This window comes from Cerasicoccus maritimus (assembly GCA_031296935.1).
GTDB classification, from domain to species: domain Bacteria; phylum Verrucomicrobiota; class Verrucomicrobiia; order Opitutales; family Cerasicoccaceae; genus Cerasicoccus; species Cerasicoccus maritimus.
This window is the reverse complement of sequence record JAVDPD010000033.1, coordinates 1-14,639: the sequence shown is the minus strand read 5'-3', so window position 1 is coordinate 14,639 and position 14,639 is coordinate 1. Positions and strand designations below refer to the sequence as shown.

The window sequence follows — 14,639 nt, the reverse complement described above, 5'->3', positions numbered from 1 at the left end:
AATGAAAGCCCGCCTACTAACTACAGTTGCCCTGATTCCCTTCTCCGCCAGCGCGCTCGTCAACCCACTGGAAGAGCTGAGCAATAATCTCTTCTACGAAACCGAAGACGGTTTTTTCGCCATTCAAGGCGGCGGCTCGGTGGATATTTCCGGCTACTATTTCAACCATGAGCCCATCGGTTTCGTCTTCCCCAATCCGCCGACCGACCACACGCTTTTCAGCCCGCGCCTCACACTGACCGCCGACGCCTGGCTCGGCGAGCGTCTCTCCGGCTCGATCAAATTCCGCTGGGACGACGGTATTGATCCGGGCTACATGGACAACCAGGTCCGCATCGATGAACTGTTCTTCGACACCGTCATCGTGCCGGGCAACCTCGATGTCCGCATCGGCCGCTTCGCCACGATTTTCGGCAACTACATCCCGCGGCAAAGCTCGTGGGACAACCCGTTCATCTCGCCGCCCCTGCCCTACTACCAGGCAACCAGCGTTACCGACAATGCCGCCCCGCCCAACGCCACCGCGTTCGCCAACCGCCGCAACGTTAACGCCAACAACCACACCTGGCTGCCCATCATTTGGGCCCCGGTTTACACGCAGGGCGCCGCGGGCTTCGGCAGTTGGGGCGACTTCGATCTCGCCGCCTCGTTCACCAACCGCGCTGTCTCCACCCGCCCCTCCCTCTGGGACGACTACGACTGGAGCGACCCGACCTTCACCGGACGCCTCGGCTGGACGCCCGCCGCTGAGTGGTCCTTCGGCGTCTCCGGCACGTTTGGCGCGTATTTAAAAGACAGCGCGCAATCCTCCCTGCCGCTCGGCACATCCGTGGGCGACTACGACCAAATCGCCGTGGGGCTCGACGCCGCGTGGGCCAGCGGCCCGTGGCAAGTCTGGGCCGAGGCGATGTTCTCGGAGTTCGACGTGCCCAACGTAAGCGACCCCGCGCAGATCTACAGCTTTTACGTGGAGGGCAAATACAAGTTCACGCCCAAGCTCTACGGCGCCCTCCGCTACGGCATGCAGTTTTACAACGAGATCGACACGCCCGCGGGCAAGCAGCGTTGGGACAACGACATGCTCCGCGCCGAAGCCGCCATCGGCTACCGCTTCGACCGCCACACGCTCATCAAGCTCCAGTATCAATATCAATACCAGTTCGCCAACTTCCAGGACGGCATCAACCAGCTTGCCGGCCAACTCGTGCTGAAGTTTTAAGACTAGCTAAACGCGGTTTTAACCACGAAGGACACAGAGAGCACGAAGAGCCTTGGGGCAACGATTTGAAACTCACGCCAAGACGCAAAGGCGCAAAGATTTTAATTCGTATAGTATGAACTTAGCGACTTTGCGTCTTTGCGTGAGAAATTTCGCTTAGCTGGCTTCCCGATCTTCCTGTTATAAAAATTCGCATTGCTGGCCCCTGTCCTTTCCTTTCAATTGGCTGCATGCCCATCGACGACCAAGGCGTTTTCACCCACGAGTTCCCCGTCACGGCCGACATGATCGACCGGCAAAAGCACGTGAATAACGTCGTCTACGTCCAGTGGATGCAGGACGTCGCCATTGCCCATTCCGAGGCCTGCGGCGGCTACGCGGCGATGGAGGCCGAAGGCGGCGGCTGGGTCGCGCGCTCCCACCGCATTGAGTATCTTAAGCCCGCGCTTGAAGGCGACATGATCCGCGCCTGCACGTGGGTCGCCGACGCGACCAAGGTCCGCTCGCACCGGCGTTACCAATTCTACCGCTTGGCCGATGAGGCGCTCATCGCCCGCGGCGAGACCGACTGGGTCTACGTCGATGCTCAAACCGGCCGCCCTCTGCCCATCCCTGACAGCGTCCGGGCTTGCTATCCGCTCGTGGAGAGGTGATAATTAGTAGGTAAACACATACGTCATTTGAATCCGAAGTTTATCACTGCCGCCCTCTTAATTCCAGGTAGTGCTGCCAATATCTATTGCGCGGCAAGTCACTTTTGCATGTGCGGTCACTTAGCGCATGGTCAGGGCCACTACCTCTGGGATCGCGTCTTCATCGACTTCGGTAGCATACTTTTAATTGGCGGGGGGCTGATCGCGTCTTTAAAAATAAGAGGCAATAAAACTGGTGCATACCTTGCGTTTCTACCTGTCTTTTTCTTCAACATTGCTGGGCTTTACCCACTGGCAATTGTCTTCTATGCTCTGGCAATCTTTTCATTACTAAAGCCCGAGCTACTAGAGCCGAAAAAACTGTTTAAACCTCGCGCTAGCGGAAAATGAACCCAGCCTCCAAGCTTCCCACTAAACTCCCGCAGCACGTCATCGACGACGCCGCGCTGCGCGAGGAGGAACGTTTTGCCGAGCGCGCCGAGCTCTTCACCCGCGGCAAGCTGATGAAGCAGCTCGAAAAGAAGTATCAGCATAACCCGGTGTTCGCGCTCAACCAATTTGCCGAAACCGCGGTCCGCGTCTCCGAGATCGAGGCCGAGACCGAAACCCACGGCGTCTACGTGCACGCCAGTTGGAAGCACAAGCACACGGACAACCCCTCCGGCGGCGAACAGCTGGCCATGATGTTCCTCGGCCCCTTCGGTCTGCTGGTGGCGCTCTTCAGCGAAAGAAAGTATGCGTCGGTGATCGACTACACGACCATCCACCGACTGCCCGCCGAAGTCACCGAAAATTTCCGCCTCAAGCGCAGCGGCTACATCCTCGGCAAATACCTCGGGGCGATCGGCGGCGCGGCGTGCTTGATTTGGTCCATAGTGCAAATTGCGATCGCCGCCAGCAGCTCCTCGACCGTGGCTGAACGCTGGACGCTGGTGCTCCCATTAGTCGGGACAATCGCGCTCTTTTCGTTCGCCTGGTGGTGCGACTGCCGGACCATGCCCCGCCTCCTCAGAATTTATAGTGGAGGAAAATTTAAGCTGCAATCGCTACGGATCGTAGAAGCCGAGCGGGATACCGGCCAGCGTTAGCACGTCTGCGCGTGGCCATTAGCCCACTTAATTACGTCGAAGTAATACTTGATCTCACCCCAGTGAGCAGGCTTACTAATGAGTTTTGCGCACAATGAAAATCCCGTCACACGCACCTTTTAGCGAACCGCAACGTACATCTCTCAACCAAATCCTGCCGACTCTGACTGATCCGCAGGTGACTTGGTTGAGCGGATTCCTCGCGGGCGCCCAGTCCTCCGGATGCGAATCCACCGCCGCGACTCCCGCCGCTGCCGCGCCTTCCAGCATCCCGCTGACGATCATTTACGGCACCGAAAGCGGTAACGCCGAAGAGCTCGCCGCGCAGGCCAAGAAAGCCGCCGCCGCCAAGGGCTTTAAGCCGAAGACCGTCGACATGGGCGACTACAAGACGGCCGACTTTGCCAAGGAGAAGAACCTCCTCGTCATCTGCAGCACCTGGGGCGATGGTGAGCCGCCGGACCGCGCAGTCCCCTTCTACGAGTTCGTCATGGGCGACAAGGCCCCCAAGCTCGAAGGTGCCCGCTTCTCCGTGCTCGCCCTCGGCGACACCGCCTACGAGAAGTTCTGCCAGACCGGCAAAGACTTTGACACCCGCCTCGAAAAGCTCGGCGCCAAGCGCTTCCACCCGCGCACCGATTGCGACCTCGACTACGAGGGCCCGTTCCAGAAGTGGCTCGACGGCGCACTCCAAGGCCTGAGCGAAGTTGCCGCGCCGCCCGCGCCCGCCGCCAATGGCTCAGCCGTTGCTGCACCCGCCGCGCCGGCCATCGAATACGGCAAGAAGAATCCTTTCCCATCCGAGCTCCTCGAGCGCGTGCTGCTCAACGGCCGCGGCTCGCTCAAAGAAACCATCCACTTGGAAATGTCCCTCGCGGGCAGTGGCTTGACCTACGATGCCGGCGACGCGCTGGCCGTCATTCCGAGCAACTGCGAAGCCGACGTTTCCCACGTGATTGAGTCCGGCAAGTTCAAGGCGGACGACACCGTCGCCGCGCCCGATGGCAGCGAAGGCCCGCTGAGCGAAGTGCTCACGCAGTTCTACGACATCACCGGCCTGACCAAGAACATCGTCAAGAAATACAACGAACTCGCCAAAAACTCCGAGCTCGAAGCCATTCTCGGCGACAAGGAAAAGCTGCAAAGCTACCTGTGGGGCCGCCAGATTTGCGACCTCCTCGCGGACTACCCGATCGGCCTTTCCGCCAAGGATTTCGTCGGCCTGCTCCGCAAGATGCCGCCGCGCCTTTACTCGATCGCCTCCAGCATGAAGGCGCACCCGGACGAAGTTCACCTGACGGTGGCCGCCGTTCGCTACGACGCCTTCGGCCGCAAGCGCAAGGGCGTTGCCTCAACCTTCCTCGCTGACCGCGTGGCCATCGGCGAAACGCTCCCCGTTTACACGCACCACAACAAGAACTTCAAGCTACCCGGCAGCAGCGACACGCCGATCATCATGGTTGGCCCGGGCACCGGCGTTGCGCCGTTCCGCTCCTTCGTGGAAGACCGCGCCGCCGACGGTGCCAAGGGCAAGAACTGGCTCTTCTTCGGCGACCAGCGTTTCTCCTACGACTTCCTCTACCAGCTCGAGTGGCAGGACTACCTCAAGGACGGCATCCTGACCAAGCTCAACACGGCCTTCTCCCGCGACCAGCCCGAAAAGGTTTACGTGCAGCAGCGCCTCGTCGAAGAAGGCAAGGACGTCTACGCCTGGCTCCAGGAAGGCGCGCACTTCTACGTCTGCGGCGACGCCTCGCGCATGGCGCACGACGTCAACGAAGCGCTGATCACGATCCACGAGCAGCACGGCGGCCTCTCCCGCGACGCCGCGGAAGCAGCAGTCAAACAGCTCCAAAAGGACAAGCGTTACCAGCGGGACGTGTATTGAGATTAAAGTGCGCGAATTAAATTTGAGAGCGGCCGAGCGATGTGTTCGGCCGTTTTTTTGTGCAGTTAATTCCGTCGTCTTAAAAACCGCCATTTCGTACTTTACCTAGACATTCTTCCCCCTACGCTGTCTTTCAACTAATGAGCTATACCATACCAGGAGCATTCGAAAGCAGCATTGTCGAAGAACTGCTAAACCCCAACCACATCGAATTGTATCTTGTTGTGGGTAGCGGTGTTGATTACTTCGAAGATCCTGATTTATCAGAAGTAGTTTCATTGAACTTTGGAACTCTGGATAAGTTGGACGTTGGCTCAACCATCTCCATCGGCAGTGAGCAACCCGAGTGGGCCGCCTTTAACGCAGCTCTGACCGATGGGAGTGATGGCCCACTGACCGCTCTTTTAGTCAATTCGGTTGATGCTGATGGCGGGTATGTAACCATCACTAACAACGAATACACCTTTCTTGGCGGTGCTGCCGAGATGGAGCTTAATTCGATCTCATTTACGCTCAGTGAATTGGCCTGGGAGCATGGCATCTACAACGTCGATGGCTATGAAGGCTCCATTGAGCGCGATTACGTAACCAGCTTTGAGGGGACATTTACCCCGGTTCCAGAGCCTGCCGTTTCAGCAGCTCTGATGTCCGCCCCTCTATTGATGTTTGTCATGTGGAAGAAGTTCCAAGCGAAAAACCGCAGCTAGCGACAAAACATAAATACTGACTGCGGCTAGATGATGTGCTCGGCCGTTTTTTGTGGCCTCCGCGCATGGTTTCTGACAGTATTACGAACGTAAAAGTCGGCGCGCCAGACTCCCCCCGAGGCGCTTAAGTATCGCCGACGCTTTGGCGCGTACGTGGTAAGGGTTTGGTCACGAACTAGTGGTTGTTTGCGACAGAAACAAGGGTATGGTTCGGGCAGAACCAAGTAGAGGGTTGCCTGACATTGCCGTCAGGTTCATCTGGACTAATCATCACGTCGCACTTAACCATGACACTACCACTACTAGAACATAAACCGCATATGCTATGAATGATATTTTGTTTGTAGGAAAAACACCGGCACCAGTTTCAAAACAGGACCTTGAATATTACAGTCCATGGCGGAACCACAGACAAATAGAAGACCACTTAGAGCTAATCAGCGAGTATGGCTTTGGCGACATAGGCTGGTTCACATTTTCTTCTCCCTTGGAAGAATCTGAGACCCTAATAAAACATGTAGGAGAAGCAGCTGAGGCACTTCGATCAGGGATGTGCTATCTGTTTGCGGTAAGGGGCGAAGGCTCTGTGTTTTACTCACCTCAAAACTACAAAATAGTGTTTTTTGGCCACGATGCAAATATCGAGAAAGAAGACTATTGGAACCTGTTCGAGAAGCTGGAATCCGATTATGGACAAAAGCGGTTCAAATATCGGCCATTTGCTGCAAAAGGAATGATAACCAGCCTGTTGAAGCCGAGCTATGGAGAGATGCACGATCACAAATGGATCGATAACTTTTGTCAGAAGCTCGGAACGCCATCCGCATTTGAAGAAAACGAAAGATCTAGATTAGCGTATTATGATGAACTCTTCCTGTTGGTAGAATTTGTTCGAAACGAAAATTCGGTCAACTCAAGCCATAATTATTTTCTCAGACTAACTTATCATCAAGACAGCCCAAGTGAAGTTGCTCTTCATTGTAAGCAACTCTTAGTGGAAGGATTTAACCATGAATCGACTTACCGAATCGATTAATTAAATCAAAACAGCAAGACCACTTTGGCTAAACTATTCATTCGTAATCTCGGCTCATGCACGTCCGCGGAAGATTGATCTACACAACTTCCTCACCCCCAACGCACCACACCACCAGACCCAGCGTAACCGCGCCCGCAAACAAGGCCCAGGTTCCGGGTTCCAGGACGGCGGCGATGGTCAAGGCGCTGGTGTTCCTGGTATCCCGCTCCGTAAGCTGCGCCAGTTAGAAATATGAGTTCGCTAGAGCATATGGGCGCAATCAGACTTTATCGGAACCTTCGAACTTTTACCTCAATCCTTGCGGAGCGGGGGACGCTCTGCGCTACCTTTGCCAACAAGACGAAACAAGCCTGCTAGGGAGACCCTTCGACGGGCTCAGGGCAAGTCCAGGCCCACCTGTTAGACGCACACTCAGACAACCGCCTAGATGTAATACATCGGCCCGGCGTCGCGGGGCATGAGGTCGCGGATGGAGATTTCCTTCGCGCGTGCTTCGAAGGCGGCGCCGATCTTGTTCAGCGACTCCGCCACCAGCGGGCCCGACTGACCAGCGCGCGATGGCGAGTTGGAAAACAAGCCGGGGTCGATGACCATCATCACGTCGAACAACGAAATACCCTCCGGCTCCTTGGCCAAGGCATACCCACCCTGCTTGCCGCGGCGGCTATTGATCACGCCACCGTTACGCAGCTCGTTTAAAATTTGCACTAGGTAATTCGAGGGCACTTCCTCGGCTTCGGCGAGGTCCTCGATGTGGGCCAGCTTCGTGCTTCCGTGATAGCGACCGAGCTGAGCCAGGACGCGCAGGGCATATTCGACTTTTAATGATAGCTTCAACGTTGCCAAAGTTGAGTGAGTTACCTAACTTTGGCAACGAAAAGCGATCACCATGGCTACACCCATCGACAACGAAATCGAACAAATCAGCAAGACCACCGAAATGATCATCGGGTTTCTGATTGAGAACGGAGCGAAAATCGCCTCCGCGCTCATCGTGCTCGCGATCGGTTTTTACATCGCCAAGTGGCTACACGCCTTCCTGATGAAGCGCTTCGAAAAGCGCGGCACCGACATAACTCTGGCCAAGTTTGTCGCGGGCCTGGTCAAGCTGCTGATCCTCACGATGGCATGCCTGTTCGCCTTCGCCAAATTTTACGACATCGCACCACTCGTCGCCCTGATCGGGGCCAGCGCATTCGGCGCATCCTTGGCCTTCCAGGCACCGATCTCCAATTACGGCGCCGGCCTGATGATCATTCTCACGCGCCCGTTTGTAGTCGGCAACACCCTCACCGTCCAAGGCCAGTTTGGCCAGGTGAAGGACATCAGCCTCGCCTACACCCAGCTCGAAAACGAAGACGGCGAGATCATCACGATCCCCAACAAGCAGATCATGGGCGAGATCTTCGTAAATTCCCGCGAGAATCGCATCGTGGAGGGCGTGATTGGCATCTCCTATGACAGCGACCCCGATAAGGCCATACCGGCGGTCGTAGAGGCCATGAAGAGCGTTTCTGGCGTCTGCAAGGAGACCCCGCCGCAGGCCGGCATCGATGAGTTCGCGGATTCATCCGTCAACATCGGCTACCGCTGCTGGGTTCCGACCAAGAGCTACCACGCCACTCGCTTTCAGGTGAACCGCGCCGTTTACGCCGCCGTCAAGGGCTGCGCCGACATCCCATTCCCGCAGTTGGATGTCACGATGAAGAAATCCAGCGTCCCGCTGGACCGATAGATTTGCACAGTGTGCAAATGCGGACTCCGGCGTAGACGGGTCACTACTTGCGAATACGCAATTTGGCCTCCATATAGGAAGCAATCGTCAGGGGCAGCATGAGCAGCCCCAAAACAGATGAGAAGTTGATCGCAGTCACCCACCGGCTTAAAACCCAACTCATGTAGGATGGCTGTTGATCAATCTCACCGAATGAATAGCTGACGGGCAGACTACAATAAAGCAGCCCATCCTTAAAGTAAGTAAGGTGAAACGCACAGAAATACGCGATAGCGCCAGAAAAGGCTAAACAAGCCAGGACCGCGAATCTCCACTTGGAACGGTTCACAGGCTTGCTCCAGATCAGTTTGATAGGAGCAGATAGAATCAGCAGCGGCAACAGACAGAACCAATACGGATCGGCGATAGCCAGCAGCATGAGGTAAGCCACCAGAAACTTGCCGCCATCAATCCGCGAATAAGTGTTCAGCCACTTTTTCATTCCGCAGATACAAGTTCCCACGCGCTCAGTCTGCAAGGATAGAATAATACAGATCATTTCATCCCCTAAACCATTCACACTGGCTTTGGCGCCTCCAAAGCAGCAGCGCCGGCACTTGGCCCTCATCGTAAATGAAGCCTTAATTTAAGTTACAAATTAGGGGTAATTCGTGAGCTTATTCGGAAATCCAAACAAGGCGCTGTAGACATTTTTTAACGTATCAATTTCGATACTCATTTAGGAATTGTGAATAAGTCGACATTTCTGGGGCCTATCCGCTAGATATAGGGTGCGGGAAGCGCTGAAAAACTACATTTAGTGGCGCAATTAGCCGTTTTTTTAGTTGGCGTTGGGTCGAAAACTCCTTACTAATCTACAGATTTTATGGCATCTAAAAACTCCGACTCCAACAAGAAAACGCCCACCGAATACACCGAAGACTCACTGAGTAAGCTGGAAGGGCTTGAAGCCGTTCGTAAGCGCCCAGGTATGTATATCGGTGACGTGACCAACGGCGGCGCGTTACACCACTGCGTTTTTGAAATTGTCGACAATTCCGTCGACGAACACCTCGCCGGTTTCTGCACACAAATCGACGTAACCATCCACAACGACGGCTCTTGCTCGGTGGAGGACGACGGTCGCGGCATTCCGGTTAAAATGACCAAGCACGGCAAGTCCGGGGTCGAGCTCGTGCTGACAGACCTCCACGCCGGTGGTAAGTTCGGCCAGGGCGGTTACAAGGTGTCCGGCGGTCTCCACGGTGTGGGTGCCAGCTGCGTGAACGCCGTATCGGAGTGGATGGAAGCCGAAGTCCGCCGCGACGGCGAAATCCACAAGATCGCTTTTGCTCGTGGCGACGTCACGGAAAAGCTCCACGTGATCGGCAAGAGCCAGAAGAGCGGCACGAAGATCACCTTCCTCCGCGACCTGGAAATCTTCGTCACCGAGCACGAATATAAATACGACATTCTGGCCAAGCGCCTCCGCGAGCTCGCGTTCCTGAACCCGGGTATCATCATCAACTTCAAGGACGAGCGCGATGAGCGCGGAGAGACCTTCAAGTTCGATCAAGGCGCGGCTCAATACGTTACCTGGCTCAACCGCAACAAGCAGACGCTGACCTCCGAACCCGTTCAGTTCACCGGTGAAATCGCCCCCAAGGACGACGAGCCGGAAGACGTGATCACGGTCGACGTCGCGCTCCAGTATAACGACTCCTACAACGAGGCGATTTACCCTTACGCGAACTCCATTTTCAACGGCGACGGTGGCACTCACCTCTCCGGTTTCCGCACCGCCCTGACCCGCGCCGTCAACACCTACGCCAACGCCAACAAGCTGGTGAAGGACAAGGACCCGAAGATCTCGGGTGACGACGTTCGCGAAGGCCTGACCGCCGTCATTTCCGTGAAGCTCTTCAGCCCGAGCTTTAACAACCAGACCAAGGACAAGCTCCTCAACCAGGAAGTCGACGGCGTCGTGCAGCGCGTCATGGGCGACAAGCTCAAGCTCTACTTCGACCAAAACCCGAAGGAAGCCAAGCGCATCGTCGACAAGTGCGCCAGCGCAGCCCGCGCCCGTGAAGCAGCCCGTAAGGCCCGCGAAACCGTTCGCAAGAGCGTGATGAGCGGCGGTGGTCTGCCCGGTAATTTGGCCGACTGCTCCGAAAAGGATCCGTCCCTCTGCGAAATCTTCATTGTTGAGGGTGACTCCGCAGGTGGTTCCGCCAAGCAGGGCCGCGACCGCCGCTATCAGGCGATCCTCCCCCTCTTCGGCAAGCCGCTGAACGTGGAAAAGGCCCGCCTCGACAAGATGTTGAACAACAAGAACATCCGCCTCCTCATCACCGCACTTGGCACCGGCATTGGCACGGATGGCGATGGCGCGTTCGACCTCTCTAAGACCCGTTATCACAAGATCATCATGATGGCTGACGCTGACGTCGACGGCTCCCACATCATGACGCTTTACCTGACGTTCTTTTACCGCTTCATGCGCCCGCTCGTCGAAGCCGGCTATATATATATCGCGCAACCGCCGCTCTATAAGGTCAAGCGCGGTCGCAAGGAGCGCTACGTCGACAACGACGCCGAGATGGGCAAATTCCTGCTCGACGAAGGTGCCGAAGGCGTGATCCTCACCCGCCTCCGCGACGGCTTTGAATTCTCGGCCTCCAAGGTGGACAAGATGATCGAAACGCTGTCCCGCATGGAAGGCCTTCTCCGCGGCGTGACCCGCTACGGCTGCCCGGGCCACCTCTTCCTCGACCAGCACGACTCGGCTACGATGGATCTGCCCAAATACTTGGCGCGCATCCGCACCGGCAATCAGGAAGAATTCCAGTTCCTCCGCGACGACGAAGCGCGCAGCCGTTTCTACGTGGAGCAGGAAATCACCGAAGACATGTTCTCCGGCATGGTGGTTCGCGAAACCGAACTCAACGGCATCACCGTTCAGCAACGTCTCACGGTTCACGAAATCTACGAAGCGCCGCAGATCGCCAAGATCCTTCGTGAGCTGACCAAGACCGGCCTCGAACTGAGCCAGTTCAGCCCCACCGAAGAAGCGCGCTACACCCTGACTGAGAAGAAGGGCCAGAAGGGCGAATCCGTTCTGGAGATGTTCACGATTTTAGAGCTCGTGAACACCATCCGCGAATTCGGCCGCAAGGGTCTGACCATTCAGCGTTATAAGGGTCTCGGTGAAATGAACCCGAAGCAGCTTTATGAAACCACGATGGACCCGGAAAAACGCCGCCTGCTCAAGGTCGACGTAACCGACGCCGCCAAGGCCGACGAAACCTTCTCCATGCTCATGGGTGAAGACGTCCCCTCCCGCCGCGCCTTCATCGAAGACAATGCGCTGAACACCAGCTATCTGGACGTGTAGTTAGCGAGTTGCGAGTGACGAGTCGTGAGTTTCCAAACCACAGCTCGACCGCAACGCTCCGGCAGACTGAAACCCAACCATTTAAAAACTCCAAACTCCGAACTCGAAACTCGGAACTAAATACAGATGTATACTGATAAAGAACGCCTCGAAGCCCGCTCGATCACCGAGATCATGGAGACTGCTTACATCGACTACTCGATGTCGGTTATCGTCTCCCGCGCGCTGCCCGATGCACGCGACGGCTTGAAGCCCGTTCAGCGCCGCATCCTCTACGCGATGAACCAGATCGGTCTCGCGCACAACCGCCCTCACAAAAAGTGCGCCGCCGTCGTCGGTGAAGTGCTGGGTAAGTATCACCCGCACGGTGACCAATCCGTTTACGACGCCCTCGTCCGCATGGGTCAGCACTGGGTGATGCGTTACCCGCTGATCGACCCGCAGGGTAACTTCGGCTCCATCGACGGTGACCCGCCCGCTGCTTATCGTTACACCGAAAGCCGCCTGGCCGCCATCGCTGAAGAGCTGATGCGCGACATCGACAAGGAAACCGTCGACTTCGTCCCGAACTACAACGAAGAAACGACCGAGCCTTCCGTCGTCCCCTGCGGCCTGCCCAACTTGCTCATGAACGGCTCCACGGGCATCGCCGTCGGTATGACGACGAACATCCCGCCGCACAACCTTTCCGAGCTGACCGCCGCGATCAACCTGATCATCGATACCCCCAACTGCGACATCGATGACATCATGAAGGTCCTCCCCGGTCCCGACTTCCCAACCGGCGGCACGATCGCTGGCCGAAAGGGCATCGATCAATACATGCGCACCGGCCGCGGCATCGTTCGCATCAAGGGCACCGCGCACACCGAGGAGCTCAAGAACGGCAAGGAACAGATCGTCATCACGCAGATTCCTTACAACGTCAACCGCGCCAACCTCGTGACCAAGATCGCGGACCTCGTCCATGACAAGGTGCTCGACGAAGTCAGCGACCTGCGCGACGAGTCCGACGAAAATACCCGCATCGTCGTCGAGCTCAAGCGTGGCGAACCAGGGCGCGTGGTGATCAACAAGATCGCCAAGCACACGCCATTTGAATCATCCTTCGGCGTCATCCTGCTCGCACTCGACCAGCGTCGCCCGAAGCAGATGAACATCAAGGAAATGCTCGAATGCTACATCGAGCACCGCCGCGATGTCATCTACCGCCGCACACAGTATCTCCTACGCAAGGCTGAAGACCGCGCCCACATCCTCGAAGGTTACAAGATCGCGCTCATGAACCTTGACGACTTCGTCAAGATCATCCGCGCCTCCAAGAACCGCGACGAAGCCCGCGAGCGTTTGATGGAGAAGTATCCCATCACCGAGCGTCAGACCAATGCGATTCTCGACCTGCGCCTCTACCAGCTCACCGGCATGGAGCGCGACAAGATCGAAGAGGAATACCGCGAGATCATGAAGCAGATCGAATACTACCGTTCGATTCTCGACAACGAATCCATCCTCCTCGGCGTCATCAAGGACGAGCTCAACACGCTCACCGAGAAGTTCGAGAACCCGCGCCGCACGCAGCTCATCGCCGAAGAAGGCGAATTCCGCATGGAAGACGTCATCGCCAACGAAGGCTGCATCATCACGATTTCCCACAAGGGCTTCGTCAAGCGCACGCCGGTCAGCAGCTACCGCTCGCAGAAGCGCGGCGGCAAGGGCGTCATTGGCAGCGGTCAGCACGAAGAAGACTTTGTGGAACACCTCTTCACCGCTTCCACGCACGACTACATCATGTTCTTCATGAACAATGGCCGCGTGTATGTGGAGAAGGTTTACGAAATTCCGGAAGGCACCCGCACCTCAAAGGGCCGCTCGATCGTCAACGTGCTGCAAATGCAGAAGGACGAAAAGATTGCCTCGATGATCTGCATTAAGGACTTCGAAGACACCAACCACCTCGTCATGTGCACCCGCAAGGGCATCGTCAAGAAGACCAACCTCGCGGAATACCAAAACTACCGCAAGGGAGGCCTCATCGGCATTAAGATTGATGAAGACGACGAGTTGATCGGCACCAAGCTGACCAATGGCGAGAACGAGCTGGTCATCGTGACCCGCGAAGGCATGTCCATCCGCTTCCAGGAAACCGACCTCCGCGACCAGGGCCGCGCAACCCGCGGCGTCAAGGGCGTCACCCTGAAGAAGGCTGACGACGCCGTGAAGGCCATCGAAGTGGTCGACGAGAACGCCACGCTCCTGATCGCCGGCGAGAACGGAATCGGCAAGCGGACGGAATACTCGGAATACCGCACGCAAAGCCGTGGCGGCTCGGGCATCATCGCGCTCAAGACTGCCTCCAAGGTGGCCGGCGCGCTAAGCGTCCACGAAGGCGACGAGATCATGATGTTCACAGTCGGCGGCCAAGCAGTTCGCAGCCCCGTCAAGGATGTCCGCGTCATCGGCCGCACCACGCAAGGCGTCAAGCTGATCAACCTCGCAGACGGCGACAAGCTCGTTGGACTCTGCCGCGTGGTTGAAGTCGACGACGCAGATGCCGACGGCGACGTCACCGAAGAGTAATTCTTTAAAACACACCCAAATCAAAAGGCCGCTCAATCGAGCGGCCTTTTTTGTGTAAAAAGTACTTAATCATTCGAAAAGCTTACCTTGCATGGCTTCATACCGCTTTCTCTGCGCAGACATAAGCTTTCTCCCGAAATGCACTGTTGAGTTTTGACCAAACCTACTGGTGGGTCTCTCAACCTGAAGGGTTCACACCATATCCGAACAGGCATTAGAGAATTTTTTCTTTAATTAGACCGATTTAGTAGGCGCCTTTTTGTAAAAAGGTATTATCGTTATGAATCCATGAAGAACTTGGACATGGATTTACGGACTCGAATCATAGAGCTTCGCGTTCAGGGCTATAGCGCTGGTGAA

The 14,639-nt window shown here is 56.4% G+C and carries 12 protein-coding genes; 10 read left to right on the top strand and 2 right to left on the bottom strand.

The features are described 5' to 3' along the window. Position 1 precedes the first annotated feature (1 nt). The 7 genes from RBB62_RS17535 (at position 2) to RBB62_RS17505 (ending at position 6,591) form a co-directional block, all read left to right on the top strand. The gene (locus RBB62_RS17535; protein ID WP_309400466.1) at positions 2-1,219 is read left to right on the top strand and encodes a porin; all 1,218 of its coding nucleotides are present in this window, start codon (positions 2-4) and stop codon (positions 1,217-1,219) included. 230 nt (positions 1,220-1,449) lie between these two features. Next, positions 1,450-1,872: an acyl-CoA thioesterase gene (locus tag RBB62_RS17530; RefSeq protein WP_309400464.1), complete on the top strand. Its 423-nt coding sequence runs from the start codon at positions 1,450-1,452 to the stop codon at positions 1,870-1,872. Positions 1,873-1,899: 27 nt separating this feature from the next. After that, positions 1,900-2,262 carry a hypothetical protein gene (locus RBB62_RS17525; protein WP_309400462.1) on the top strand — a complete coding sequence of 121 codons (363 nt, stop codon included), beginning with the start codon at positions 1,900-1,902 and terminating at the stop codon, positions 2,260-2,262. Beyond that, positions 2,259-2,960 carry a hypothetical protein gene (locus tag RBB62_RS17520; RefSeq protein WP_309400460.1) on the top strand — a complete coding sequence of 234 codons (702 nt, stop codon included), beginning with the start codon at positions 2,259-2,261 and terminating at the stop codon, positions 2,958-2,960. The genes RBB62_RS17525 and RBB62_RS17520 overlap by 4 nt, the downstream gene beginning before the upstream one ends. A gap of 94 nt (positions 2,961-3,054) precedes the next feature. Continuing rightward, on the top strand, positions 3,055-4,848 hold the full coding sequence (locus tag RBB62_RS17515; protein WP_309400458.1) for an assimilatory sulfite reductase (NADPH) flavoprotein subunit: 1,794 nt from the start codon (positions 3,055-3,057) through the stop codon (positions 4,846-4,848). A 140-nt stretch (positions 4,849-4,988) separates the two neighbouring features. Beyond that, a complete protein-coding gene (locus RBB62_RS17510; protein WP_309400457.1) occupies positions 4,989-5,555 on the top strand; it encodes a hypothetical protein in 567 nt (188 codons plus the stop codon). Positions 5,556-5,880: 325 nt separating this feature from the next. Continuing rightward, on the top strand, positions 5,881-6,591 hold the full coding sequence (locus tag RBB62_RS17505; RefSeq protein ID WP_309400456.1) for a hypothetical protein: 711 nt from the start codon (positions 5,881-5,883) through the stop codon (positions 6,589-6,591). Between the two features lie 426 nt (positions 6,592-7,017). On the opposite strand, the gene RBB62_RS17500 is transcribed toward RBB62_RS17505, so the two are convergent. After that, entirely contained in the window at positions 7,018-7,431 is a 414-nt protein-coding gene (locus RBB62_RS17500) for an RrF2 family transcriptional regulator (RefSeq protein WP_309400455.1), read from the bottom strand. Between the two features lie 52 nt (positions 7,432-7,483). On the opposite strand from RBB62_RS17500, the gene RBB62_RS17495 reads away from it, so the two are divergent. Further along, entirely contained in the window at positions 7,484-8,329 is an 846-nt protein-coding gene (locus tag RBB62_RS17495; protein ID WP_309400452.1) for a mechanosensitive ion channel family protein, read from the top strand. A gap of 43 nt (positions 8,330-8,372) precedes the next feature. Here the strand turns inward: RBB62_RS17495 and RBB62_RS17490 are convergent, their stop codons facing one another. Further along, positions 8,373-8,810, bottom strand: a complete 438-nt coding sequence (locus RBB62_RS17490; RefSeq protein WP_309400450.1) for a hypothetical protein — start codon at positions 8,808-8,810, stop codon at positions 8,373-8,375. A gap of 384 nt (positions 8,811-9,194) precedes the next feature. Here RBB62_RS17490 and gyrB point away from each other — a divergent pair, with 384 nt between their 5' ends. Together gyrB and gyrA are read left to right on the top strand one after the other, a co-directional pair. After that, positions 9,195-11,702, top strand: a complete 2,508-nt coding sequence (gene gyrB / locus RBB62_RS17485) for a DNA topoisomerase (ATP-hydrolyzing) subunit B (protein ID WP_309400449.1) — start codon at positions 9,195-9,197, stop codon at positions 11,700-11,702. Between the two features lie 126 nt (positions 11,703-11,828). Further along, on the top strand, positions 11,829-14,279 hold the full coding sequence (gyrA, locus tag RBB62_RS17480; RefSeq protein ID WP_309400448.1) for a DNA gyrase subunit A: 2,451 nt from the start codon (positions 11,829-11,831) through the stop codon (positions 14,277-14,279). The last annotated feature ends 360 nt before the right edge of the window (positions 14,280-14,639 follow it).